We start from the raw sequence: 24866 nt of genomic DNA, 5'->3' as shown, positions 1-24866 counted from the left end.
AATTAAGTCTCCCCTCGGCTCGAGGGAGTTCCGCTGCCCTCGCTCCGAGGGATCTGCCGCCGCTAGTTGCGGACACGTCACAAACAAGCGAGAACACCTACCTAAATCCAAAAGGAGTTGCTATGCCCGACCCTATTCAGACCCCACAGGCACCGCAAGCCCAACAAGCAGGACTGAGCGAAAACGCAGCCTGCGCGCTTGCTTACGTGACGTTCATCCCGGCGATTATCTTTCTCGCCACTGCGCCCTACAACCAGAACCCCAAGATAAAGTTTCACTCGTGGCAATCGATCTGCCTGTTCATTGCAGCGATCGTGGTGCGCGTGGCCGTAGGCTTTCTGTATCCGATCTTCGGCTGGGCCATAACGAGCATGCTATCCCTGGTGGTAAGCTTGGGCCTGTTTGCGGTCTGGCTACTGGTTGTGATTAACGCGGTCAACGGCAAGGCGTTCAAGATTCCGGTGATTGCTGCGTTTGCGGAAAAACAAGCCGGCACGACGATCTAATCGCGCACGGCTGCGGCGGCGCTGAGCTCAGCGGCGCTTGCCGCGGCCGAAGCGGTTGCGCACCTTTGAAGGGTTCGAGCGTGGCTCGTCGCGGCGCTGCTTCTTTGCTTTCTTCGGCGGCTTGGGCTTGCGCTTGCCTGTGAGCGGAATGCCCTCTTCCGCGATGGAGAATTGAAGTCGGCGCTCCTGCGCGAGGATACGATCAAGGATCACGTGCACGCGATCGCCGGCGCGGAACTTGCGGCCGAAGCGATCCCCCACGATTTCATGCGTGTTCTCACGGAAGGTGTAGCGGTCGTCGCGCAGCGTGTCGATGGGGACCAGGCCCTCGACGAACAGATCGGTTAGCTCGACGAACATGCCGTACTTCGTGGGATTGAGGACGAGGGCTTCGAACTCTTCGCCGACGCGATCCTGCATGAAGCGGACCTTCTTCCATTCGACGAGCTCGCGTTCCGCTTCGGCGGCGCGGCGTTCGGTCTGGCTGGTTTCTTCGGCGATCTGGGCTAGCTCGGCTTCGGGTATCGGAGCTTCGATGGGGTGCGCGCTTCCGCTTCCGGATCTCGGAGCGGAGACCTGCGGCACGCGCCTGTCCAGCTTGATTCCGGCGAAGCCTTCATGCGGATGGATCCACGGGGAATCGAGCCGGCCTTTGGCGATTTCGCCGCGACCTTTGATGCCGGCGCGGAGCAGGGCTTTCGAGATGCGGTGCACGATGAGATCGGGATAGCGGCGGATGGGCGAGGTGAAGTGTGTGTAAGTTGGCGCGGCGAGGGCGAAGTGGCCCTCGTTGTTCTCTGAGTAGCGCGCCTGCTGGAGCGAGCGCAGCATGAGATAGCTGAGGATGCGCTCCTCGGGCTTGCCTTCGATGCGCTTGGCGAGGCGCTGATACATCTTGGGCGTGACGGCGATGTCTTCAGGCACTTCATGCGTTTGCGCTTTGCGGCCACTGCGCTGGGAGTCGCGCCGGTCACCGCGCGTGGTGATGCGCTTGACCGGCAGCGTGCCGAGGCCGAGCGTGTATCCGAAGGCGGTGGCGAGCTCTTCGAACTGCACGACGCGGCGCGGGTCGGGCTTCTCGTGGATGCGATAGAGCGATGGGACGCCAAGGTCTTCAAGCCAGGTGGCGACACACTCGTTGGCGGCGAGCATGAATTCCTCTATGAGGCGGTTGGCCCAGGTGCGCTCGGCGCGCGTGACGCCGCGCATCTGGCCGTTCTCGTCGAATTGAATGACGGGCTCGGGCAGATCGAAATCAATGGAGCCGCGCTCTTCACGGCGTTGATTCATGAGCACGGCGAGCTTCTGCATCAGCTCGAAGTCGGAGGTGAGCTCGGGATATTGCGCGCGCGTCTCCTCGTCGCCTTCGAGGATCATGTGCACCTTGGTGTAAGTCATGCGCGCGGCGGAGGCGATGACTCCTTCGCAAATCTCGTAGCTCTCGATGTTGCCCTGCGCGTCGAGTTGCGTGAGGCAGGAGAGGACGAGGCGTGTTTCCTCGGGGCGGAGCGAGCAGATATCGCTGGAGAGTTCTTGCGGCAACATCGGAATGGCGCGATCAGGAAAGTAGACGCTGGTGCCGCGCAGGCGCGCTTCGAGATCGAGATCGGTGCCAGGACGCACGTACTCGGCGACGTCGGCGATGTGGACTTGTAATTGATAGCCGCCGTTGGGGCGCTCTTCGACGAGAACGGCATCATCGAAGTCGCGCGCGGTTTCGCCGTCGATGGTGACGATGGGCAGACCGCGGAAATCGCGGCGGCGATCAACTTCGGCACGGTCGAGATGCGCGACCCGCTTGGCCTCAGCAAGTACATTGGCGGGAAACACGCGCGGAAGCTGGTGCTTGCGGATCATCATCTCCACGTCGACGCCGAAGTCGTCGGGGTGGCCGAGGACTTCAAGGACACGGCCGATGGGAGGCTTGGTAGGCGTGGGCCAGGCGGTGATCTCGACGTCGACGATGAGGTCTTCGAGATTGTCGTGCTCGTGCGCAGCTTTGCGGGCGTCGTCGCCGATGATGCGGTGCGGCGTGGCGTCGGATTGGGGCGGGATCTCCGCGCCAAGGGGAATGAGGATCGACTGCGACATGCGCTCGTCGAACGGAACTACATAGTTGCCCTGGGTCCGGCCTTTCGCGTAGTGGAAGGTGCCGACGATGGTGGCGTTGCGGCGCTCGAGGACGCGAGCGATGCGGCCGAGGCGGCGGCCATCGGCACGCGGCGGAGCAAGTTCCACGAGGACCTGATCACCCTGCATGGCGCCGTTGATTTCGTCGGGCGGGATGAAGACGTCATCTTGCTGGCCGACGGATTGGCGGGCGTTGGGGCGCACGAAGCCGTAGCCGTCGCGGTGCAGATCGAGGCGGCCGGCAATGAGGTTGTCGCGTGTGCCGGAGGAGGAGGAGGAGGAGGGGGACTTCGGGATGCTCCACATGTCGCGGACGAGCTGGGTGAGTTCGCCGCGAGCAGTGATGCGGGCGAGTTGTTCGCGCAGTAAGCGGCGGTCGCGTCCACCGGCCAGGCCCAACTCGCGTACGAGTTGCTTGTAGCCGGCCTTCGCTCCGGCGGAGCGGGCGATGTGCGCGATGAGTTCCCGATCGTTCATGCCTCAAGAGTACTCGGATGCGGGCGGGAAGCCACAAGCACATTGACGAAGTGTGATGCTGCGGGCTGCGCAGATTGCTTCGATACAATGGATTCAGTCAGACGAAAGGTACTGCGAGCAATGGCGCACATGGTTTTTTGCGTACGCAACAAGAAGGAGATGGAGGGGCTGGACGAGCCTCCCTTCGACTCTGAATTCGGTCAGAAGATTTACAAGAACGTCTCCAAGGCGGCGTGGGGCGAGTGGGTGGAACGACAGAAGATGCTGCTGAACGAGTATCGCCTGCAGCCGTGGACCCCTCAGGCGCAGCAGTTCCTGGTGGAGCAGATGGAGGAGTTCTTCTTCGGCTCCGGGTCGGCGCTGCCCAGCGAGTACATGCCGCCGTCGCAGTAGGGAAGTTACAGGCTCATTGTTCTCCGGCTTCGCTCAGGTAAGGGTGAAGTGAGACGCGGCGTTGGCGTAAAAGGCGGATTTCGGCCTGCTGGTGTAAACTAGTTGAAGACCCCAAAAGCCGGCTCTCCCGGGCCGGCTCAATCGTGTCGGGACGTGGCTCAGCCTGGTAGAGCACTCGCTTGGGGTGCGAGGGGTCGGCAGTTCAAATCTGCCCGTCCCGACCATCTTTAAGAATCAAAAATATGAAATATTTATTCCGTGGGAAGTACCCTACGATAGGGTGACGACGTCACCTCGGGGTTGATAACGCGATGAAGACTCGCCTGCTGCTCTTGCCTGCTCTGTTTCTCTTCGTGATCTGCGATTCCTCTGCGCAATCCCTTAACGACCTTGCCGCTGTGGCTCACCGCGGGAGCACATCGTATCAAGTCGCTGCTGCGCGAGCCGTCGATGTGTCTTCGTATGGCGCGAGATGCGACGGGAGAACTGACGATTCAGATGCGTTTGCCCGGGCAGAGGCGGCGGCTGGAGCAAACGGCAAGGTCTATGTCCGGAGTGGAACCTGCATCGCTAAGTTCACCATAAACACACCTGGCCAGTGGTGGGAGATCAACGCTCCCGCGGTAGTGAAGCAACCCGACCGCGTGGTTGCATATACTGTCACGATTACCGCCGACCATGTGACAATGAATGGGACCGGAACCATCGACGGCAATAGCCAGAATGCCGATTCGTCGAATTGTCGCTTTTCGTGCGGCGCGATACTGATTAGAAATGCCGCCTACGTTAGCATTATCGGCCTCACCGTCCAAAACTCGCTAGCTTACAACATATTCGCGGCGGACACGCCATATCTTGCGATACAGAAGAGTCATGGATACAACGCAGGTTTCCATAGCTTTCGGCTGCAGATTACGCACCCGCCATCCGACGGTAGTGACAGTATCAAGGGCGTGAAGATCACAAACAACCTGGTCGATACCACCGGTAACCCCTGCCCCAATAAGGACTCCTTCCAAGTGATCGGCTACTATGACGCTGCGCATCAGATCACTTACTACTATGACGGTCTGGTATTCAGCAACAATACTTCGGTTCTGAAGCCAGCCAGCCCCACCGTGTCCTGCCCGTCGGGGTCAGGGAGGCCTGCGGTAGACAACGTTGCTAATCGAGGCGACCTCGGTGACCGCGTAGAGTTTGGATATCTCCGCAACAGCACCATCTCGAACAACAAGACAAAAAATGGCAGGCTCGGCTTGTCCGTGAACGGCTCGGTCGGTGTATCCATGTCGGGAAACACTGCCACCGGAATTAGCGAGACGTGCTTCGAGGAAGTTGGTAATACAGATGCTGTATGGACCGACAACTCCTGTTCCGACGGGACGGGCAAGGCATTCGGCGGGGGGCTTTGGCTGCCCACTGGCGCTGGATCAAAAAATGTGATGGTCGGCGGCTTGACTGGAACCAACATGTCCGGTGGCGGTGTTGGACTATACTACGCAACCAATCCAACCTTTTCAGGTCTGAATCTCGAAGCGCCGGCCAATGCTTCGCCTGGAAAGCAAGCTTGCGTTTTCCTGGCGTGGACAACGGGAGCTAAGATCTCGAACCTGACATGCAATGGGGTTGCAGCAAGCGTTTCCCGCGGTGTCTCCCTCTACAACTCCCTGAATGCAAGCATCACCGAGTCGCACTTCAGCTCATTATTGAGTGCGGTTAGCATCAAGGCTGACGATCGGGGACCAGGTGGAATGCCCCATGCTGCCATGATTCCCAGTATCAATGGATCGCTGCCGGCAAACACGACTTATTACGCGAGGGTGGTGGCATTGTGTCCATCCGGCAGCACCGTGGGGGCGGAAGGCCACGGCACTACGTCCAAAGCAGGTAACACGAATTCGATTGATTGGGCGTGGGCGCCGGTTGCATGCGCCACTTCGTATCAGCTTTGGGTTGGCAGGACTCCGGGTGGTGAGAACTCATACTTTACAGCGACAAACCACACGTTCATGCAGACGGTTGAGTCGGGGAAACCCGGCGCAATGCCCACATCCAGCCCCACTAGTACGGCAATAGGCAATGTAAACCTGTCCACAAATCGCGTCAACGGCGTGAAGTCGATGGTATCCAGTGACTACGCCAGAGGGGCCGTCGGAGGATCAGGAATTGCGGTTCGGAACACGGTCAATGAGCAGACCGGAAGCCGAATTGCTGACGTTCCCGACTACACCAGGTCGGCACCCAGACAGTAATCATCCAAGCTGACCTAACTGAACGGACCCGCCTGCTTGAAGCGAGTTGTAAGTTGCAAGCTCGCCACGAGCACGAGAGGCTATCCATGCAGATGACACACCGGTTCCAATGCCCTCACATGGGCGCGCAGAATCAGGAATCAAGATCAGCCCGCTATGGATCTATATTCGCGGCGATCGCCAGCGTCGCTATTGCGCCCGCCGTATAGTTCGCATACTCACCCGATCGTATGGTTGGAGTGCACGTTCTCGGTTATTGGGGAGTATAGCTAAACGCCACCTAGGTTTTTTTCACGCCACATTCATTGCCCAACGGCTTGACTGCGGCTCTCCTCAAAGATCTGGGTCAATACAGGTTCGAAGGCGGGACGAAATAGCGGGAGAGCATCCTGCGTAACGTGATTATCGTCCGCAAACAGCGGCATCCCATCCCGGAAGAAGTCGCATTTCCCGTTTTGGCATTGAATTTCATCAGGGCGGATGAAGACGATGTCCTTTTTAGATGAGTAATGAGTAAATACCTTCTGATACCTATTGATGAAATCATCGGCAGGCCAGTACAAAGGCGCTGTCAACTTATGAGCGAAAGCGAGTTGTCGCGCCACGACGGAGGCCACCTGATAACGCGGGGTTGCTATAGGCCCCACCAATATTACCGATTTCCCGCTTTTTTCGAGTCCGTCAATCACCCGATCTAAACTTTCGCGGAAATGCCTGGCTTGGAGATCTGGATCCGCCACTTCCAGGAAGGGAGGCTCTGCGCTCCGGTCCCAGGTCATTCCAATGATCACGGTTTGGACCCGCGACAGCGACTCGACTGCTCTGAGATTTTTCGCCGCCGCGGTGCTACAGGCTTGGGACAGATTGAAGTCGGGCATCGGGAGGCAGGGAGTAAGAGGAACCATGATGCCGACCTTATGCTCCTTACGCAAAATCTCGGTGACAAGTGGGGCATACATTTCCACATGTGAGTTTCCCATCAGCGCCACGCTGGCGGTATCTGGATCCTTACCTGAAGCACCGAGGAGGCAAGCGCGCCCTCCTCCAAAAAGAAAATACTGACCAAATTCGCAGCGGTATTCTGTCCCAATCTCCGCGCTGATCTTTGCAATCGATTGGTTATATCGCGACGGAAACCCGTCGGACTTAAGTACAACGCCAGCTGCCGCGATTACGACGATAGAGCCGCTTGCGACCCAGGCCACGACTCTTCGAACTGGCATTGAGCGGCTCCGGAAAGGCCGTTCGATATACCGCCATGACAAGGTCGCAAGCCCAAACATAACGACCAAAAGGATCGCCACTTGCCTGAATGGAACAGTGGATTCAATTAAGTAATACCGCGTAAACACCAAGAGCGGCCAGTGCCAGAGGTAGAGGGAGTAAGAGATAAGGCCAATGAAGGTCATCAACGGAAGGGAAAGCAATCGGCTCGACCAGCAGCCACCGCTCTCACCGAGGTAAATGGCCAATGTGGCTCCCAGAACCACCCAGATCGCAACTGGAATCCTGTCGGTCCAGAGATGCCCTCCGTTGAAGAAGAGTCCCCAAACAAGAAAGCCGACGGCCACAATCGCCAGGAACTCTCTTATCCATTTGGACTGAAGCTTCATAACCGGCATCAACGCGAGAAGACACCCCGCGCCGATCTCCCATGCTCGTGTGGGCAGGAGGTAAAACGCGGGTTTATCGGCGTCAATGCGTAAGGCGAGAGTGTTGGCAGCGAACGAGAGGACCACCAGCCCCGCTGTGACCGGGACCAGTATCGAGCGACGCCATCTCGTGCATAGAACCACAAGCATTGGGAACAGGATGTAGAACTGTTCCTCGACTCCAAGTGACCAGAGGTGAAGTAGCGGCTTTTCGCTCGCCAATCCACCAAAATAGCCCGTGGTTCTCCAGAAATAAAGATTCGCAGCAAATGACACGCTGGCAAAGAGGCTCTTGGCGTAACCTTTCAGATCGAGAGGCAAAAGCAGTAAGAAAGAAACGACCGAAACAAAGAGCAACAAGAAAAGCAAAGCCGGCATAATCCGGCGAACTCGGCGCTCATAAAACCGAGCAAGTGTAAATTCGTTGTCGTTCGCTTCGCGCCAAATCACCTTCGTAATCAGGTATCCGGAAATGACGAAGAAGATATCGACCCCCAAATATCCGCCGGGAAACCACGTGTCAGAAAAATGGAAGAAGATTACCGATAAAACAGCTACGGCGCGTAGTCCATCGATATGCGGGCGGTACTGGGTGCGGTGGCTGTCCGCACTACCTCGAGATTCAAACATCGGATACCATCCCTCCTGAGGTCGGGTCTAGACGTTTAGTTTCGATACAGTTACGGCATCTCGATGAGCAACATCGGGGACGAGAATACATATTTCGACACGCCAGGAGACACGTCCGCGACTACCCCTCAGTATTCAAGCCGGATCTGGGGATCTGGGGCCGGGTATGACGCCGCGCATCGATCAATTTACTACACGCATGAAGTGAAAATCGGCCTCAACCTGCACGGAGGCCGGAGTTGAGCATATCGTTCGACATCCGAAGTTGACACGCTGCTGCAACGACAAAAAAGGTGAACCACGCTACGGGGGAATTGACTCGTCCGAATGTCATCCAATAAGTGAGACACGCCACGCAACACAACGAAATGAAGGAAACTCTTACCCTGAGCAGCTTCAGCAATCGAGCCACCATGATACCCAGAATGATACTTCCAACTATGCCGAACGAGATGAACGTGAACCAAAACGCATTGCACGAATTTTGCCCGAAGCCTTCCAGGTTTTCGTATGAAAATTTATCTTCCTGACCGGGCATTGTGTATACGCCGAGGGCGATATTTGTGAGTTGGTCATCATTTTGGAGCCCGATGCCAAAGAACGGGTGAGACTGGACTGACTGCACCGCCATATAATAGGGCGCGATCTCACGTGAAAACATGCTGTGCGATGTAAGATATGCGGGCGCGCCTGACACGTTGGTCAACCCCAGCAACACGCCGGGAATCAAGAAAGCGACGACAGCGTACACCCTGGGGATGAAGGAACTCAGATAGCGTTTCCATCTGCCCTTCCACGGACGAGTGATGCACACAGTCAATGCGTAGGCGATCGCGCCGAAAACGACAACCGGAGAACGCACGAAGTATAACGCGACAGCCAGTAAAATAAACGCAGCCAGATAGTGCTTGCGCCTGGGGCGATGCATTGCCGCGAACCACAGGTAGAACGAAACGCTGATTGAGACACCGAGATTAGCCGGCTCAGACGCAAAGAACTTGGGTCGAAGAGCCCCGTACATGGCGACGTCTCGGTCGTTTAGGTCGTAGATGCCTTGTGTTAGTACAGCCTGCCTAAACCCATCGCTTAGAGGCTTCACAATTCCAACTACTTCTAAGACAGATCCGATAACCAATACCAGGAGTACGGCCCAGAATAGCTTACGTACCCTGTCTCGCCCTAGCCTAAGAAGACCATAATACACGCTGAGTCCGGTGAATATGTCGTAGATGAAATTGGCGATGGCTCGCAATTCCGTTCCAAAGGAGACACCTGCCGATTGACCGGCTAATAATCCAACGGCAGACATCGCCACGAACGTCGCGACAAACCAGATAAGAACGCGAACAGTGACCCGATTCCTGTTCGCCAGATAAAGTCCACATGCCGCCAGGAATGCCAGAAACTCGTGAGGCAAGAACGGCAGCGAAACGCCCGTGTGGATCCCGAAGAAAAGAAGCATCACGAAACCGACGTTCGCGTACGCCGCATTCGACGCCTCCATCGTTGAGGATGGGGCCGAAAGATATCTCGTCGGTAATGAGGAGGTCACCATCTGCTACCTATATCGTGGAATCTAAAGTTTATCATGTGGGAGTTTTGTTTTCTCGCGGTCTTTGTGAGGCGTCGAGGCGGCTTGAACTTGCACAGAAGTAGTTCGCTGGCCCTTTACTAGTCGGTGGATACCGCCCTCAGCCTGGTTTCCCGCTCCATGGCCGCGGCAGGAGGGGAGACCGAAGTCATTCCTTTCCGCGCGATCAGAAGCTGTAACCGTCGATTCAGCGGGGCCTCGACAGCTCGATAGAACAGCATCGCGAAAAGTACGGCACCGACCAATCCGAAGATCATGAAGATCATGGGCGAACTTTGCAGCGCCGCGATCGGCACGTGAACAAAGATCCGTTTCAGAGTCGCCAAAATAAACGTGTGGACAAGATAGAGACTATAGGAGCTATCGCCAATCAGAAGCAAGAGCGGCCAACAGGGCAGGAGTCCTCGCTGCTCGAGGAGGATCACGGTGCCTACGATTGCGGCTGCTGGCACTCCGGCAAACAGAGTTCGATGCGATACACCAAGCCATAGCACGCAGCTTATTGCCGCCACGGCCGCAGCCACGAGTGCAATAACGAAATGCGGGAAGTCTAGGCGACGTCGCAACAGGATCCAGCTAATGACCATCCCAAATGTGAATTCGAGCAAAATGGGGTCTGTGTATGTCTTCGCGAAAACACCGCTTGGGGAAGCAACGATGCCGATAGCCGCAAGGACAATAAGGACGCTCGTGCAGACGATGAGCCGGTGCCGTTCCTTGAGCCACAAGCAGCTCGCAAACACCGCATAGAAGAACATCTCGTAGTTCAATGTCCAACCCTGCTGCACTTCGGGGCGGATATCGTTAAACGCGGGATTGAAATAAGGTATAAAGAAGATCGATCGCAGATAATCGCGCGGAGACGCGGAGAATAAATTAGTAAGTCGTGGTGCCAAGAGCGCAAGGGCAAAACCAAATGTTGTCAAAAGGAAGTAGATTGGAACAACACGAATACAGCGTCGAACGAGAAAGCGACCTGGAGTGATTGGCTTCTCGGCCGTGGTATAGAACATCACGAAGCCACTGATAACAAAGAACAAATCAACGCCATAGGATCCCGCGCGGAACAGCGGTAGACCACCTTCCCGCCCCTGCAGTGTTGTGGACGCGTGGACAAGGACCACGCCGATTGCTGCAATTGCCCTAAGGTATTGCAACGAATAAAGCTGGTTACCCCGACTATGCTCCATCGGCCCCTCTATCTTCTCCCGAATGCGGGAGTCAACCTTTGAGTTGTTGCAATTCGTTCTTTTCGGCAGAGATCCAGGTCCCTATAGCCGGATCGTAGGTCTTGATCAGCCTGGCGGGATTGCCCGCAATCACCGAGTACGCAGGGAAACTCCTAGTCACCACCGATCTCGCACCAACTATACAGTGATCGCCTAAGGTGACTCCCGGCATAACAGTTGCGCCGACACCAAGGAAGCATCTTTTACCAAGCTTGACGGGCCCCTTCGAACTCAGTGGCTGTTTCATGATTGGTGGCCCGGCGGGATCGAAGCCGTGCGAGTCGTCCGTCAGGAAGACATACTCGCTTAAGACCGACCCGTCCCCTATCTCTATCAAGCCGACCGAATGCATTTGAGCCCATCTACCTATATACACATCGTCACCGATTCTTATTTTCCCATCCCAGGGAACGCCGGCATATGTATCAAGCGCATATAAGGTTGCATAACTGCCAATGCGGGTGGATTCTCCGATCGTGATACGTGAGGGATTTAGAATCCACCAGGGGCGGCGAACCTTTGACGTGCGCCCGATGCGCACACCACGTGGGTGATAAAGGAGACCTCTGGCAACCGACTTCAGGAAGGATTTCATTATCGTCCCTTTCCGATTTGGACGCGGTCGAACATGTCCGCTCGACAGATTTCGGCAGCTGCACGTTCCGCACGCCAGTCTGGACCACAGGCCTGCTCTATAGGTAAAAAGCAACTCCGACGATTTTTACAGTTGAAAATCCGCGGAGCGATGGTGAGCAGTAAATATTCGGAACGGAGTGCATATTCAACTTGCTCATGCTGCTCACAGAACCCTCGCGACATCTCCATGAAGAGTACCTCGCTTCTCCGCAACTGCTCCCTCGCTGATGCTCTGGTATGTCTTGAACAGAATAAAAAAGGCAGGTATGGACGCAACTGCTAAAAAGGGTATCGCGACCAACATAGATAATTCCATCGCCCTTTGGAGAAAGATCACGGCAATTGCCGGAGCTGTTGCCAACGCAGGGATGCCAAGGTTCTCAATGAAATATTTCCAAATAGAGAAATCCCTTGGAAGGGTTCTCTGGAAATTATAGAAGTAGTTAACGGAAAGTCCAACAATGGCGCCAGCGACCGTTCCCCAAGCGGCGCCGATTGCCCCGAACTTGGAGGTGGCGATTACACTTACCACGAGGTTCGAAATCCCTTCCGCAAGCGGCCCAAGCAGAACTTTGCGCTGCATCCCGGAGCTCAGAAGGAAGTACGAATAAGTTATAGCGGAGTTGCGCAAGACATTCGCCAAGACCAGAACAACCACAACAGGGGCGGCCTGCAGGGCTAGCCTCTGGCCGACCCATAGCTTAAAGACGGGAGCGACCGGAAGCACGATCCAGCATCCGATACCAATCAGCAACACGGTCGTAAACTTTGAGACGAGCATGAATAGGTGGATTAGTTGGTCTATTCTGTCTCGAGCGTGGATCTTAGCGAAGACCTGCAGGAGGGGATTGGTGACGGAGGCAAATGTTGTGAGAAAGAAATTGATAATACTGATACTGATTCCATATGCCGCCACCTTGTTGAAATCGAAGATGCCGACGATGGTCGTGTCCAATCCGTTAACAAGGAGCATCGCGAACGACCATACGCTGAGACTCGCGCAATAAGAAATAAGTTCACGGCGTGCCGCAGGGCTGATCGCGAAGAGCTTTAAGTTCCAACCGACACAGAACCGCTTGAAAGTGATGTACTGCAGGACGCTGCCGACACCAGAAACAACGAAGTAGGCTTCCGCGCAGAGCCGCAGGTCATGCGTAGCACCCGCTACGAGAACCAGAATGATTGCCAGTGTGCCTTTCGTGATCAGGGCTAAAAAGGCAGGGATGTCGTTGCGCTGATGTCCGACGAATACACCTAGGAATGTCGTCGTTGGAAGATTCAGGATGAGCGCGCCGCCGATCCAGACCAGCATGAAACGTGCCGTGCTGATCATGGAGGGGTCGATTTTATGGAAGATGTGCGGCAACATGATGCCGACAACCATGAGCAACGCTACGCCCAACAACCCCAGCAGCGAGAGAATCTGGAATCCGGCGCTAGCGATCTCCTCAGCCTGCCGTCGGTCGTCCTTGCTGAGGGCGTGGGCAACGTAACGGCCGACCGCGGTCTGGACACCAAAGTTGAGGAAGTTGACATAGGCGCCGAGTTGCAGAACCAGTACCCACAGGGAAAACTCGGTAGGACTGAAGTCGCGCGAGAAATAGTGCGGCAGCGCCACGGCCATCAATGCAGATGAGCCTACGGACAGCAGATTAGAGGCGGCGTTCTTAAGGTATTTGCGCTTCGATGGGTGCATGGATCTCAAAGTTCTGGAGCTGGTGAGGGTCTTGACGGAGCGGCTCGAATCAGACCGAGAGCCCGGATGGGTTCCCCCGGCTAAGATCCATAGTAATTTCCCGGCATGCATCACGTCCTATGGATTCGCGCACGGAGTGACCATCCGGCGCAGGCTACTGGAATTGCCTATCAGGAGTATGCATCAACGCACACATCCGATCGACAAAGTCAGGTAGCGAGGAATGGCCTACAAACCGCGGATCGATTGTCCTGTAATCGAAGTTGTCCGGCGCTGGATCCACCCCGTCGGGGCGCGTCACACGGGTGGCACGGCCGGTGATGCGTTCAGCAGAAGCGGCGCACATGTTGGCAAAATCCAGAACTGTCATACTGGTCTGTCCCACCGCGTTGATGCCAGTGAAGCGAGCCACCTGCTCCTGCTCCAGCCAAAGAGAGATCGCTCTCGCTATATCATCTGAGCCGATAAAGTTGCGGCGCTGCAGTCCGCGCGAAGCGAGGCCGATCACTCCGTCGTGCACTGCGGCCCGCGGGAAGCCGAAGGGGATCAGCGCCCACCTGCGAAAGCGATCCAGATCGGCGGGAATACCGAAGACTGCGCAGGGCCTGATAGCGCAACCGATAAACTCGTCCGTCGTCGCGCGGCGCAGGATCTGCTCGCTAGCAAAGTGCGCTATTGCATAGTCATGCAATGGGTTGGGACGAGAGTTCTCATCGATCTCGCCTGCAAACGGTCCGTAGACGTGCGCAGAAGAGATGTAGACAAAACGCCGCACCCCATCCTGTTTTGCCCGACGGACCAGCGCAGCCATACCCTCGATAGCCTGGCGGAAGGCACGAGCGGGATTGGAAAAGTCCTCATCTACGATCCCTGCACAATGAATCAGACACTTGGCGCCGGTCAGATCAAGTCGCTCGATAGTGGCTGGATCAGCGATGTCCGCGATCATGTTCGCCGGCGCCCTGCGCCCTATTGTGCTTACTGTGTAGGTTTTCGCAAACAGTCTACACACAGCGGAGCCAATGAGCCCGTGCGCTCCGGTGACAATGATTGTCTCGGGCATCTAGATCAACCCTCGGAGCCGCTCGATTCCGTTGCTCTCCTCATTGAAGTCGGGAGTGGCCGCATCCTTAGGCGAGATCTGTTCGACTGTGGCAGGCCATGCGATTCCAAACCGCGGATCATTCCAACGGATGCTGCGCTCCTCTGCTGCCGTATAGGGCGAGCTGACAAGATAAAAGACTTCCGTGTCTTCCGTTAAGGTGATGAAACCGTGGGCGCAGCCGCGAGGGATATACAACATGCGATGATTTTCAGCAGTCAGTTCCGTGCCGAACGATCGACCAAAGGTGGGCGAATCCGGGCGAATGTCCAAAGCTACATCCCAGATTGCGCCCTTCGTGCAGCGCACAATCTTCACTTCGGCAGCGGCCCCTAACTGATAATGCATGCCACGCAAGGTTCCCCTCCGAACATTTGAAGATATGTTTGCCTGCGCCACTCGCGTCTCAAGTCCTCGAGCAGCAAACTCTTCAGTACAGAACATGCGCGCGAAGAATCCTCGGTCGTCGCGCCTCTCTTCGGGACTAATAAGGAACACCCCCGTGATCAAGGTTGACTCGAATCTCATTCTGTCTCCGAAATGTATCGAGTAATCTGCCGCTCAATAAGTTCGCGCGGGCTGCCACCCTCATCGAAGGCCTTATACCAGGCCGCAGTCCATTCGAGCGCCTGTCTTGTATTCAGTCGTGGTCTCCAGCCCAAGGTCCGTGTCGCCAGGCTCGCGTCGAGCGCCAACGAGCGCATCTCCACAAACTCGACGTTTTCCGCCGGCACCCAGCCCACTTCCGCTCCCAGGGCGGATGCAACGAGGTCGGCCACCTCTGCAACCGGCAGCTCGTCTTCGGGCGGCGGACCAAAGTTGAGGGCATCAGGAAGAGCGGGACGCCGCTCGGTAAGCGCTTCTGCAAAAAGCAGGTACCCACACAACGGCTCCAACACATGCTCCCAGGGTCGAGTCGACCTGGGATACCGCAGGACCAACGCTTCGCCTTTCTGATTGGCTCGCCAGATGTCAGGAATCAGCCGGTCCTCCGACCAGTCGCCTCCTCCAACAACATTGCCAGCTCTCGCCGTGGCAACCGCAACTCCCTTTTCCTGAAAGAAGCTCTGCGACCAACTCGACGTGACTATCTCAGCGGCGGCTTTCGACGCGGAGTAGGGGTCATGTCCGCCTAGAGGATCGTCTTCGACAAATGCGCGGCCCGTCTCAAGATTGCGGTACACCTTATCCGTTGTAATCACAACAATGGCCTGCAATTCGGCAGCTGAACGTAGAGCTTCCAGAACATTGGCCGTCCCCATAACATTCTCAGCCATGGTCTCCACTGGATTCCTATAGGAACGTCGCACCAGAGGCTGCGCCGCCATGTGGAGAGCAATCGTCGGGCCGAAGTTGCGGACGACACGGCGCAGATCTTCGAGATCGCGAATGTCGCCAATCTCAGAACGCATGCCGGCAACGGGCTGGACGTTATCAAAGAGATTTGGTGTAGTTTCGGGAGGATGCGAATATCCACACACCTCCGCGCCCATCATCTCGAGCCAGAGAGCTAGCCACGTTCCTTTGAATCCCGTGTGACCGGTTAGAAAAACGCGCTGCCGGCGCCAGAATGACGTATCAGGCAGGCGGCCTATTGCCAGACTTTCCATGGCGCCTTCCTTTCCATCCACAAAGCCTCTAAATGCTGCTTGTCGCGCAGGGTGTCCATCGGATGCCAGAAGCCGTTGTGCCTGTAGGCTCCAAGTTGGCCATCTTCTGCCAGGCTCACCATCGGCTGCGCTTCCCACACGGTGGCGTCCCCTTCGATACGCTCAATAACGCGCGGATCGAGCACAAAAAATCCCCCGTTGATCCGACCGCCCTCACCCGGAGGTTTCTCGACAAAGCGCTTAACTCGATCACCTTCAACCATAGTTACGCCATAGCGGCTAGGAGGCTGAACTGCGGTCAGCGTGGCCAGCAAACCATGCTTCTTGTGAAACGCAAGGAGTTCCGTGATATCCACGTCTGCGACTCCGTCGCCATACGTGAGGCAGAACGGTTCACCAGGCGGCAGCAGATGCCCAACGCGGCGCAAACGGCCGCCCGTCATCGTATCTTGTCCGGTATCTATCAGAGTGACTTTCCACGAAGGAAGATCCCGCGATCCAAGGTACTCCATTTTACCAGTGGAAAGGTCGATACTCATATCCGACCGATGCTGAACGAAGTTAGCGAAGTATTCCTTGATTATGTAGCCCTTATACCCGAGGCAAATAATGAAGTCGTTTAGCCCGTGATGAGAATAGATGTTCATGATATGCCAAAGTATGGGGTATCCACCTATCTCCACCATAGGTTTCGGCTTCAGTTGGGTCTCTTCGGCCAAGCGGGTGCCCAATCCTCCTGCCAGCAACACTACTTTCACGGTCGTTCTCCTCCTAGTCGTATTCCGTCAAAATCATGGCTCAGCCCGCCAGTCAGGGGGCTAGGGCGGTCGATACGCTTAAGGCCTGGGACCGTGACGAATCCCAACTTAGCTCGGACGCGATACATCCATCGCTCAGCATACGCGATCGCCATCTCTGGAATATTCCAGCCAAATTCGCGAGTTCTGCTCCACACAGATTTATCGCCCTTGAGATATCCGTTGAAGGCCCAAGGGAATGCAGTCCCCCCGAGCAGATGCAAAAAACGCTTGCGAACATCTGCATCTTCTCTTTCTCGAAGATGCTTTACTGTCATCTTCAAAAGTTCCTCAAAATAGCGGCCCGCTCTGAAACTCTCCGCGCCTCTTTGGTTGAAGTGGCGAGTGATTTCACAACCGACATAATCAGTTACCAGAAAATCTCCGTCTCTTAAGCATCGTATCCACATGTCGGCATCTGTCGGATCGCCAACTTCGAGGCTAAAAGGTGACATCTTCTTGTATACAGATCGCCTCATCATGATTCCGGCTGGATAGTTAAAGATGCTCGATTTGTAGCGGCCCGTGAACTCGAAGAACGCGCGTTTAGCGCTGATACCATCGTAGAGACCGGGCGGAATCGTACTCACGTTGAGCCCAGTACAATTCCCGTTGGGATCAACGAATCGACCGACGCTGCTTAGCAGTGCTGCGCTTGGAGTTGTGCGCATCAAGTTAATCCCGTGCTTCAAGAATCCTGGGCACAGACGATCATCTGAACATAGCATCAGCAGGAACTCGCCTTCCGCAAGGTTGCATGAGCGAGTGAAATTATTGATCATTCCGACGTTGGTTTCGTTTTGATAAACACGAACACGCGGATCGGAGATGGCCTGCAATAACTCCCAGGTTCCGTCGTCGGAGCGATTGTCAACGATCACAACCTCGAGGCCGTCTACCTCTTGGTTGAGCGCGGACTGCACAGCATTGAGAATGAAGTCTCTTCGGTTGTATACCGGAATACATACGGAGATGTCGGGCATATGTTCTCCCCTTAGTAAGGGCCTGCTGAAGTTGTCGCCATTGGAACAGTGAGTCTTAGGACACATTCATTAACTCGTGCGAGGCATCCCTTGCCAGGCTCGGAGCGTGGAAACCCCGCGGTGAAGCAAGCTGGTGAATCGGCTAGCGCTGACAAATAGAAACATGCTGGCTCTCTTACGCCGACGTTTGGGTGTCAATTGCAGATGGGACAATAAGGTGCTCAAGCTCATGACATACCTGTCAAATCTCGCTACCTGGGCTGCTCGAGCCCGAGCCTCAGGTGACGCTTGGCCTCCAGTTTCTGAAAGTACCCGCGCAGCGAAAGGCCCCAGGGAAACGCCTTCTGAAAGATAATGGAGGTGTTCGCCGTTGACTTCGCGCAGAACAGGGAGCGGGCGAGCAATACAGGGAATCCCACTGTAAAGGGCTTCAACGGGAGGATAACCGAAACCCTCGAAGTGCGATAGAAACACCATCAGTCGCGACGATTTGATCTCACGGAATTTCTCTAGATCCGTTAGGCCCTTTCTGCTGCTAAAGCTCATACCATGAGCAGCAGCTCTATTCTCGAGTTGCTGCTTCACGTCATTCGGAATAGATCCAATTACCAGTATTTTATAGCCTCGTAGCTCATCGCACATGAGTTCCATGAGGTCGGTTGCGCCCTTGTGAGGAGTAGTGCGATCCATTCTTGTAATACAAATGATCTGATTCTGGCGATCACTTGGGGCCTCATCGGCAGCGAAGTTGTTGATAGCGCAATAGCATTGCGAGAAAGCTTCGCCCCCCCCACCTGGGTGATAGTACTGGCGTGCCTTTTGCGATCCGAAAGCTGTGGTTGAAAGGATTACTTCGGCAAAGTGCGCCGATATTCTCCATGGCAAAACCCGCGGCCATGAGCGCTTACTCACATTCTCGGCGTTGTACCATGAAGGCGCCTCGAAATCGAGAAATACCAGCGGGACCGAAAGCGAATTCGCCGTCGATACTGCGGCCGCATACACACTCCAATCAAGGCGCAGACTGGGCACCAGAAATACCACATCGAATCGTCCGTTAGGGCCCTGGCGAAAGCTTGGATCAACATGAAGCCGTATTTGTTCATGGGCGGGAAACTCTAGGAAATCCCGCATCAGGAATGGCTCGTTGTCGGTCCATACGGTAACGTCCGCTCCCGCCGCAGCCAATGCCTCCGCCATCATCCACGAATGATAGCGACCGCCGGAGTAACCGCGGCTGAGGTGCTCGCTGACAATGAGAACTCGCGGCGCGGACATGTTACTGCCCCAATATCCTGGCCAGATTGTTCATCGTGTTGCTGTGGACGTACTCGACCGCTGAATGGAGATTGTTGGCGTTATGACTGCCGAGCACCACATGAGGCAGGCGGCGCAATGGACTGCCTGCAGGCAGAGGCTCTACTTCGAATACGTCGAGGCCGGCTCCGGCAATTTCACCCGCAGTCAGAGCGGCGATGAGCGCTGTTTCATCGACGAGAGGGCCACGGCCCACATTCACCAGGATGGCGTCGTTCTTCATCGCCTTGAGTTGCTTCTCGCCGATCATGTGCCGGTTCTCGGGAGTCAGATTGCATGCCAGGCAGACTATGTCACTCTCCGCGACCAGGCGGTTGAGATCCACAAACTCAGTCTCAGCGAGCGGTCCGTCTTTCACGCCGCCTTTGGCGCGGAGAGGAGGATCATAGGCGAGGATCGACATGCCGCAACCCTTCGCGCGCCTGGCGATTCCCTGCCCGATGGCGCCAAAGCCAATCAGGCCGCACACACGGCCGTAAAGTCCAAGCCCGCACGGCTTCGGCCATTCTCCGTTGCGGACTGCGCGGTCCACTTCCAGCAGATGCCGGGTCAGCATCAGCATGTAGCCTAGCGCCACCTCTGACACCGCTTCAGAAAAGGCACCCGCTGTGTTGAGTACCGGAACCTGCAGTTCGCGTGCTGCTGCGAGGTCGATGCTGTCCACGCCCGTACCCCATTTTGCGATTCCCTTCAGGCGCGGCAGGAACGCTGAAAGCACATTTCGAGTAATGCGATCGTCGCCGGCGAGCCATGCGTCAAACCGACCGGCATACTGAAGGCATTGCTCTTCAGAAAGAAACTGATCGACGTCAGCAAAGACCGGCGTCCAGCCCTTCGCGGCCATTTCAGACTCAAAGCGTGCCCGCTCCTTGAGCATCATTAGGCTGGAGACGAGTACCTGTTTGCTCATTGGCTGACCGTCACCGCAGCCGGCTCGATGATATTCAAGAGCGCCTCGGCGATATCGAGATCGGTCTGCGTCTTGATTACGTGTCCGGAGATCGAACTCACCGGATAGAATCCGACAGAACCGTAATACGTGGAGTTCTTGTCCGCTGCAGCAGCTTCGAGAAAACTCGCTCGCTTCCAACCGGTGATGGACCAGGTGATGCGTTGCGTTGGCTGCAGGTCCTGGCTATTTGTCTTTTCGGCAAAGCTGAAGTTGACGGGCTTATTCTGATACGCAACTTCAATTTGGTCGTGAATGCACGAGAGCATGACGTCGTGACTGCTGTTCAGCCACGCGTCCATGAAGGCTTTCACTTCGGCTGCGGTAAGGAGCGGCGCAATGGAATGCACCTGCGCCAATCGCTCGCAGTCGTGAGCGCGGAAGAACTCCTTGACGAAGTCTTCGGAGGTAGCCTGATTATTGCCCAGCTCCGCCGGGCGCTGATGGAACCCCACGCCCTCTACCTGGGCAATGGGCGCGAAGGCCGCATCCTCTGAATTCACCCATATCTCATCGAAGCAATTGGCTTCCTGGCACTTGCGAATGGCACGAACGATCAAGGGCACACCGCGCAAAGTGCGGAGGTTCTTTTGGGCCAACCGTTGCGAGCCCATACGTGCCGGAATCATTGCGATGATTTTTCCCATAGCTTCCTATTCAGTTTCTATCGAACCAAAGACCGGTTCGAGAATGGTTGAAGCTGCGTCAAAAACGTCTGGATGCGCGCAGAGGCTCTGTTGGCGGGCGGTGGGACGGCCTGTCTCCGTCGCTGCCAGGGTGGCGCGATATCGCGCGCCGGCTTCAGTGGCGATCAAGCGGCCCGCGGCATCGTCCCATAACCGCGCTTCCACTGAAGCGTTGAGCGCCAGACTGCGTTGAGCCACCGCGCACAGCTGAAGAGCTTGCGAGCCAAGGTTTCGAAGCTTGCCGAAGCGCCGCAGCGCGCGATACGTATCGGTGCCCCCGCACGCATCGACAACACCACTGGAGAGCGCAATGAGCGCCGGCGGCGGTCCTGCCATCTGAAGGCGGTTGCCATTGCGCCAAGCGCCCTTGCCAAATTCAGCGGTATAAAGATCTGTGTCCGCAATTGCCGCAACCACTGCCATCACCGTACGGCCTTGTTCCAGGTATGCGATCGAAACTGCCGAGAATGGTAAACCCGCAATCCAGTTACCGGTGCCGTCCAGGGGGTCAATCAAAAATGCTTTCTCCGGTAAACGCGCATCCACGTCGATCCCCTCTTCACCCAGCGCTTCAACATTCGGGAAACTCTGCTGAAGAGCGGTGGCTATCTCCATCTGCAGCCCCCGGTCCATATCGGTGACGAAGTCCTGCATGTTCTTTTCCTCCACCGAAGCGGGAGTTGCATTGCGTGCGACGGACGCTGCGCGTTCGGCGATGAGTGCTAGCTGCGAGAGTGCTGTGCTCATGAGGTTGGCGCCTGTACCACGAACTTGAGTGCCTGTTTCCCGCCTAGATTCAGTTGAAGAGGCTTGCCGAACGGCAGGGTTACACACGGCGTAATCCCCCCAGTCGAAATCCATTGGCCCCGCTGCACATTGACGCCTTGCGCCGCCGCCACCTTGAGAAAGCCGCGTGCCGCCTCGACAGGTGACATGATTAGCGAGGTATTCGCCGCGCCTTGCGCAACGCTCACCCCATCTGCTTCTATCTCCAGCATCTCTTCGATAGCTGGATCGTCGATTCGTGGCCGGGGCTGCCCAAGGTACAGAGCGCCCGCCGCACAGCGATCCATTAGCAGAGCACGCAGACCCGCTTCGGCGAGATTTGCCACACAGGAATAAGGTGCTTCGATGGCTGGAACCCAGGCGTCGAACAGGCCCGAGTCGGAGGCTTGCAATGCTACTTCACTTTCCTCGCATCGAATGTCAACCTTCAAGCGAAATGCGATTTCAGCTTCGCCTCGCAAGAATGGCGGCGCGGGCGGCAGACCGGGCTGAGCTGAATTCCAGATTTCGCCCGCAACCAGCGCGCCGAAATAGATCTCTTCAGTTGCAAACATACGCCGCGTAGCCGTGGTCGTTGCTCCGAGTTTCCATCCGGCGGCTCGCGTTCCCAGGTATCCCAATGTGGCAGCGGCCATATCGTATGCTGCGGCCACGGTTGCAGGCAGTTCTAACGTTTCCACTGGCCGGCTTTGGCCGTGATGGCGCAATGCAATAAGGTCTTTCGGACGGATCGTCTCGTGCATGTGGTCTATCTACGCCAGAGCTACCGCCCGCGTCTCATACACGGCTTTACCGATCACCAGGTCGATCGTGGCAGTGAGCCAGATGCAATGGATGCATTCCACCACGTTGTATGCGTCTGAGGGCACGAAGAAATCAATATCGGCCAGCTGCTTGAGTGGATTATCCACCTTGCGCCCCGTAAAACTCACTACGGGCAAGCCTATCGACTTGGCGTATTTTGCTGCATTCACAACCGATGGGGAGTTGCCCGACACGCTGATTAGTACTACAGCGTCTTCGGGACCCGCATGGTGCTCAATCGCCTTGGCCATCCAATTGTCGTAACCATAGTCATTGGCGAAACACGTAATCAAATTTGGGTCGTGAAAGGTGATCGCACGGATCTTGCCCTGCTTGGTGAAGTCCACCGCGCCATGTTCGGATGTCGACGCACTCGCCCCGTTGCCGGCAAACATCAGTTTTCCGCCACGATCGCGGACGGCCGCGGCGAGTTCGGCAAAGCGTTCGATGATGGCATGAATCTCAGAATCAAATGCGAGCCTTCGGTATTCCTCGAAGTAGGCTGGAAGAAATTCACTTGCTGTAAGGTTGCTCACAATCTAATCCTCAGAAATCTCTGTGCTTGAGGCCGTATGCGGCCGGTCTGGGCTCGTTTAGCAGCACCTGCTCCCCCGATGTTTCCACGCAAGTGCTGACAGTCCTCGTCCTGCTGCATTGCACTATACGCGCACCACATTCAGGTCGGTGTAGAGAACTTCCGACTCGTGGCGTTCGTTCTCGTAGATGCGGTCGATCAGGCGCATCACCGCGAGAGCCTGTGCGGAGTTCCCCGAGGTGATGGGCGCGCCTTTCTCCACCGCATCAAAGAACATGCGGATTTCGCTGTCCCACGAAGTGTCGGTTTCGTAGGTGAGCCGTTCTTCGTCTTCCCACGTTGCAGCCGGCGCTTTGGAGCGGTTCATTGCGATTGATAGCTGTTCGGATCCGTAGCTGTTGCTCGACGTCTTCAATCCATTCAGCACCATGTAGCCGCGCTCCATGAACACTTCGAGTGAGAAAAGATGTCGCCACTGGGTCATGGTGGAATGCAGCGACGCGACCAGGCCTGTCTTGGAATTGCGGAAGTTGGCGAACACGTTGTCTTCAATGCCGGGCTGGTGCCAAAAAAGGCTGGAAACCATCGCCTGGACCTCGTCGAACGATCCGCCGAGATAGAGGAACAAGTCCAGCATGTGGATGCCCTGGTCGATCATGATGCCACCGCCGGACAGTTCCTTGTTGGCTCTCCAGGTATTCAGGAAGTTCGCATCCACCGACTTGCCGTAGCGCCCTCGCATCCACAGGACGCGCCCGAATCGATTGTTGTCGATGAGTTCGCGCATGTGCTTGACGGCGCCGTGCAACCGGTGATTGAAGCCGTACATCAGCTTGCGGAGGGTGGCCTGCTCAACCTTGATGATGTCGGCCATGTCGTCGCCCGTGAGCGCCGGCGGCTTTTCACAGAACACGTCCTTACCAGCCTGCATGCAGGCGATGGCGACCGGCTTGTTATGGACGTTGGCCGTGGCAATAAACACCGCGTCGATCTGCGGATCGTTTGTCAGCTGGCGCCAGTCATCATAGACCACCACGTCGTCGGGCAAACCCTCCGGTTTCACGTAAGGATCGCAGACTGCGACAACCTTGCCGCGCCCGGATCGCTCGATGCGATCGTGACGCAGCTTGCCCATTTTTCCGTAGCCCACTATTCCAATCTTCCGCATATATCACCTGCTGTTCACAGCGAATCTAACGGTTCCATGCCAGGATTCAACACCTGGGAACCAATGGTTGACGATTCGGCCTAGACTGTCTGCTCTTGCGCTTGCTTGATCGACTCGAGCGCATTCTCCACGGTGTCGCGCTCGAAAGCGTCGAGCGCCGACTTGCGGGAGATGTTGACCACCCTCACGCCGCGCTGGTCTGCGATCTGCCGCATTACCGCGTAGCCGCGATTCATCACGTCCACCGGTGCCTCGTTCACAATCTCGCCAGGCTTGCGGTAATTGGGATCGAAGTGATTCGAAACGCCCTGGTGGGGCGACTTCTTGGCCCCGGTCTTGCTGTTCTCGTTGGCATAGAAGTGATCGCATCCGATCACGTAGATCGTCTTGGCGCCCGCCCACATCGCCAGCTGCAGGTTGGGAACTGTAATGGTTCCGCCAACGAAGAATCCGTTCAGAGGATCCAGCTTCTCCTGCCGCACAAGGTATTTCTCCTCGCCTTCAGGATTGAGGAGGTGCCGCCACTGCAGCTTTCGAGGCGTCTTGGCCATCAGAACGTGCGTATGCGGGAGTAGGACCCGTTCGATGTTGTCGTAGTGCTCGGCCGGCAACTTGTGGAGCAGCAGCGGGTCCGCCAGCGTGAAAAGCTTCGGACGCCACTTGGTCCGGTTGAATACCATATTGATCTTGTTCGAAGCGATTGATGGAATCCCCAGTGCGTCGAATGCTTCCACGTCTTCAAGCCGAAGCGATGGTCCGTTGCCCACCACCAGCCAGGTGTCGTGCCCCTTGATGCTCGAGTAGAGCTCTTCCCAGCGCTTTCTGGTGCGTTCCAGAAACACTACGGACGCTCTCCCGTAGCCTCTCATCAGGAGGGCGTTCTTAAAATAATATCTCCCCAGAAATAACAAGCGGTTGCTCATAATATTCTTCCCTC

22 protein-coding genes and 1 tRNA gene are annotated in these 24866 nt (G+C 56.3%); 4 read left to right on the top strand and 19 right to left on the bottom strand.

All coding sequences use genetic code 11. The annotated features are described in order from the left end of the window. Positions 1–122 precede the first annotated feature (122 nt). Positions 123–506, top strand: a complete 384-nt coding sequence (locus MOP44_RS09440; protein ID WP_260795791.1) for a DUF4870 domain-containing protein — start codon at positions 123–125, stop codon at positions 504–506. A 27-nt stretch (positions 507–533) separates the two neighbouring features. Here MOP44_RS09440 and MOP44_RS09435 read toward each other — a convergent pair whose 3' ends face one another. Next, a complete protein-coding gene (locus tag MOP44_RS09435) occupies positions 534–3113 on the bottom strand; it encodes a ribonuclease R family protein (RefSeq protein WP_260795790.1) in 2580 nt (859 codons plus the stop codon). A gap of 120 nt (positions 3114–3233) precedes the next feature. Between MOP44_RS09435 and MOP44_RS09430 the strand changes: the two genes are divergently transcribed. From MOP44_RS09430 to MOP44_RS09420, 3 genes are all read left to right on the top strand, one after another. Next, positions 3234–3506, top strand: a complete 273-nt coding sequence (locus tag MOP44_RS09430; protein ID WP_260795789.1) for an oxidative damage protection protein — start codon at positions 3234–3236, stop codon at positions 3504–3506. Positions 3507–3653: 147 nt separating this feature from the next. Then, positions 3654–3730, top strand: a tRNA-Pro gene (locus MOP44_RS09425). An 87-nt stretch (positions 3731–3817) separates the two neighbouring features. Continuing rightward, on the top strand, positions 3818–5758 hold the full coding sequence (locus tag MOP44_RS09420) for a hypothetical protein (protein ID WP_260795788.1): 1941 nt from the start codon (positions 3818–3820) through the stop codon (positions 5756–5758). Between the two features lie 302 nt (positions 5759–6060). Here MOP44_RS09420 and MOP44_RS09415 read toward each other — a convergent pair whose 3' ends face one another. The 18 genes from MOP44_RS09415 to MOP44_RS09330 form a co-directional block, all read right to left on the bottom strand. Further along, positions 6061–8040, bottom strand: a complete 1980-nt coding sequence (locus tag MOP44_RS09415; RefSeq protein ID WP_260795787.1) for an acyltransferase family protein — start codon at positions 8038–8040, stop codon at positions 6061–6063. 217 nt (positions 8041–8257) lie between these two features. Continuing rightward, entirely contained in the window at positions 8258–9544 is a 1287-nt protein-coding gene (locus MOP44_RS09410) for an O-antigen ligase family protein (protein WP_260795786.1), read from the bottom strand. A gap of 167 nt (positions 9545–9711) precedes the next feature. Beyond that, complete coding sequence (locus MOP44_RS09405) at positions 9712–10821, bottom strand: acyltransferase family protein (RefSeq protein ID WP_260795785.1); 1110 nt, start codon at positions 10819–10821, stop codon at positions 9712–9714. A gap of 31 nt (positions 10822–10852) precedes the next feature. Continuing rightward, the gene (locus MOP44_RS09400; protein ID WP_260795784.1) at positions 10853–11455 is read right to left on the bottom strand and encodes an acyltransferase; all 603 of its coding nucleotides are present in this window, start codon (positions 11453–11455) and stop codon (positions 10853–10855) included. A 204-nt stretch (positions 11456–11659) separates the two neighbouring features. Further along, positions 11660–13192: an oligosaccharide flippase family protein gene (locus MOP44_RS09395; protein ID WP_260795783.1), complete on the bottom strand. Its 1533-nt coding sequence runs from the start codon at positions 13190–13192 to the stop codon at positions 11660–11662. A 154-nt stretch (positions 13193–13346) separates the two neighbouring features. Then, positions 13347–14255 (bottom strand): NAD-dependent epimerase/dehydratase family protein, encoded by a 909-nt coding sequence (locus MOP44_RS09390; RefSeq protein WP_260795782.1) that lies wholly within the window; start codon positions 14253–14255, stop codon positions 13347–13349. After that, the gene (gene rfbC, locus MOP44_RS09385) at positions 14256–14822 is read right to left on the bottom strand and encodes a dTDP-4-dehydrorhamnose 3,5-epimerase (protein ID WP_260795781.1); all 567 of its coding nucleotides are present in this window, start codon (positions 14820–14822) and stop codon (positions 14256–14258) included. Next, a complete protein-coding gene (gene rfbG / locus MOP44_RS09380) occupies positions 14819–15904 on the bottom strand; it encodes a CDP-glucose 4,6-dehydratase (protein WP_260795780.1) in 1086 nt (361 codons plus the stop codon). Before rfbG ends, rfbC begins: the two co-directional genes overlap by 4 nt. Beyond that, positions 15886–16662: a glucose-1-phosphate cytidylyltransferase gene (gene rfbF / locus MOP44_RS09375; protein ID WP_260795779.1), complete on the bottom strand. Its 777-nt coding sequence runs from the start codon at positions 16660–16662 to the stop codon at positions 15886–15888. Before rfbF ends, rfbG begins: the two co-directional genes overlap by 19 nt. Continuing rightward, positions 16659–17684, bottom strand: coding sequence for a glycosyltransferase family 2 protein (locus tag MOP44_RS09370; RefSeq protein WP_260795778.1), 1026 nt, complete (start codon positions 17682–17684; stop codon positions 16659–16661). The genes rfbF and MOP44_RS09370 overlap by 4 nt, the downstream gene beginning before the upstream one ends. 69 nt (positions 17685–17753) lie before the next feature. Then, complete coding sequence (locus MOP44_RS09365) at positions 17754–18887, bottom strand: glycosyltransferase (RefSeq protein ID WP_260795777.1); 1134 nt, start codon at positions 18885–18887, stop codon at positions 17754–17756. A 76-nt stretch (positions 18888–18963) separates the two neighbouring features. After that, on the bottom strand, positions 18964–19911 hold the full coding sequence (locus MOP44_RS09360) for a phosphoglycerate dehydrogenase (protein ID WP_260795776.1): 948 nt from the start codon (positions 19909–19911) through the stop codon (positions 18964–18966). Further along, positions 19908–20597 carry an acylneuraminate cytidylyltransferase family protein gene (locus tag MOP44_RS09355; RefSeq protein ID WP_260795775.1) on the bottom strand — a complete coding sequence of 230 codons (690 nt, stop codon included), beginning with the start codon at positions 20595–20597 and terminating at the stop codon, positions 19908–19910. The genes MOP44_RS09360 and MOP44_RS09355 overlap by 4 nt, the downstream gene beginning before the upstream one ends. A 6-nt stretch (positions 20598–20603) precedes the next feature. Next, positions 20604–21383 carry an inositol monophosphatase family protein gene (locus MOP44_RS09350; protein ID WP_260795774.1) on the bottom strand — a complete coding sequence of 260 codons (780 nt, stop codon included), beginning with the start codon at positions 21381–21383 and terminating at the stop codon, positions 20604–20606. Beyond that, positions 21380–22165, bottom strand: coding sequence for a hypothetical protein (locus MOP44_RS09345; protein WP_260795773.1), 786 nt, complete (start codon positions 22163–22165; stop codon positions 21380–21382). Before MOP44_RS09345 ends, MOP44_RS09350 begins: the two co-directional genes overlap by 4 nt. 9 nt (positions 22166–22174) lie before the next feature. Further along, the gene (locus MOP44_RS09340) at positions 22175–22762 is read right to left on the bottom strand and encodes a D-sedoheptulose-7-phosphate isomerase (protein WP_260795772.1); all 588 of its coding nucleotides are present in this window, start codon (positions 22760–22762) and stop codon (positions 22175–22177) included. Between the two features lie 123 nt (positions 22763–22885). After that, complete coding sequence (locus MOP44_RS09335) at positions 22886–23929, bottom strand: Gfo/Idh/MocA family protein (protein WP_260795771.1); 1044 nt, start codon at positions 23927–23929, stop codon at positions 22886–22888. An 80-nt stretch (positions 23930–24009) separates the two neighbouring features. Further along, positions 24010–24771: a 6-hydroxymethylpterin diphosphokinase MptE-like protein gene (locus MOP44_RS09330; protein WP_260795770.1), complete on the bottom strand. Its 762-nt coding sequence runs from the start codon at positions 24769–24771 to the stop codon at positions 24010–24012. Between the last annotated feature and the right edge of the window lie 95 nt (positions 24772–24866).

It is taken from the genome of Occallatibacter riparius (genome assembly GCF_025264625.1).
Taxonomy (GTDB): Bacteria; Acidobacteriota; Terriglobia; order Terriglobales; family Acidobacteriaceae; genus Telmatobacter; species Telmatobacter riparius.
Note: the sequence above shows the minus strand (reverse complement) of the source record. Positions and strands in the feature narration are given on the sequence as shown.

Coding starts and splice junctions, on each gene's coding strand:
- MOP44_RS09440 (WP_260795791.1), top strand. CDS start 123: ATGCCCGACCCTATTCAGACCCCACAGGCACCGCAAGCCCAACAAGCA.
- MOP44_RS09435 (WP_260795790.1), bottom strand. CDS start 3,113: ATGAACGATCGGGAACTCATCGCGCACATCGCCCGCTCCGCCGGAGCG.
- MOP44_RS09430 (WP_260795789.1), top strand. CDS start 3,234: ATGGCGCACATGGTTTTTTGCGTACGCAACAAGAAGGAGATGGAGGGG.
- MOP44_RS09420 (WP_260795788.1), top strand. CDS start 3,818: ATGAAGACTCGCCTGCTGCTCTTGCCTGCTCTGTTTCTCTTCGTGATC.
- MOP44_RS09415 (WP_260795787.1), bottom strand. CDS start 8,040: ATGTTTGAATCTCGAGGTAGTGCGGACAGCCACCGCACCCAGTACCGC.
- MOP44_RS09410 (WP_260795786.1), bottom strand. CDS start 9,544: ATGGAGGCGTCGAATGCGGCGTACGCGAACGTCGGTTTCGTGATGCTT.
- MOP44_RS09405 (WP_260795785.1), bottom strand. CDS start 10,821: ATGGAGCATAGTCGGGGTAACCAGCTTTATTCGTTGCAATACCTTAGG.
- MOP44_RS09400 (WP_260795784.1), bottom strand. CDS start 11,455: ATGAAATCCTTCCTGAAGTCGGTTGCCAGAGGTCTCCTTTATCACCCA.
- MOP44_RS09395 (WP_260795783.1), bottom strand. CDS start 13,192: ATGCACCCATCGAAGCGCAAATACCTTAAGAACGCCGCCTCTAATCTG.
- MOP44_RS09390 (WP_260795782.1), bottom strand. CDS start 14,255: ATGCCCGAGACAATCATTGTCACCGGAGCGCACGGGCTCATTGGCTCC.
- rfbC (WP_260795781.1), bottom strand. CDS start 14,822: ATGAGATTCGAGTCAACCTTGATCACGGGGGTGTTCCTTATTAGTCCC.
- rfbG (WP_260795780.1), bottom strand. CDS start 15,904: ATGGAAAGTCTGGCAATAGGCCGCCTGCCTGATACGTCATTCTGGCGC.
- MOP44_RS09370 (WP_260795778.1), bottom strand. CDS start 17,684: ATGCCCGACATCTCCGTATGTATTCCGGTATACAACCGAAGAGACTTC.
- MOP44_RS09365 (WP_260795777.1), bottom strand. CDS start 18,887: ATGATGGCGGAGGCATTGGCTGCGGCGGGAGCGGACGTTACCGTATGG.
- MOP44_RS09360 (WP_260795776.1), bottom strand. CDS start 19,911: ATGAGCAAACAGGTACTCGTCTCCAGCCTAATGATGCTCAAGGAGCGG.
- MOP44_RS09355 (WP_260795775.1), bottom strand. CDS start 20,597: ATGGGAAAAATCATCGCAATGATTCCGGCACGTATGGGCTCGCAACGG.
- MOP44_RS09350 (WP_260795774.1), bottom strand. CDS start 21,383: ATGAGCACAGCACTCTCGCAGCTAGCACTCATCGCCGAACGCGCAGCG.
- MOP44_RS09345 (WP_260795773.1), bottom strand. CDS start 22,165: ATGCACGAGACGATCCGTCCGAAAGACCTTATTGCATTGCGCCATCAC.
- MOP44_RS09335 (WP_260795771.1), bottom strand. CDS start 23,929: ATGCGGAAGATTGGAATAGTGGGCTACGGAAAAATGGGCAAGCTGCGT.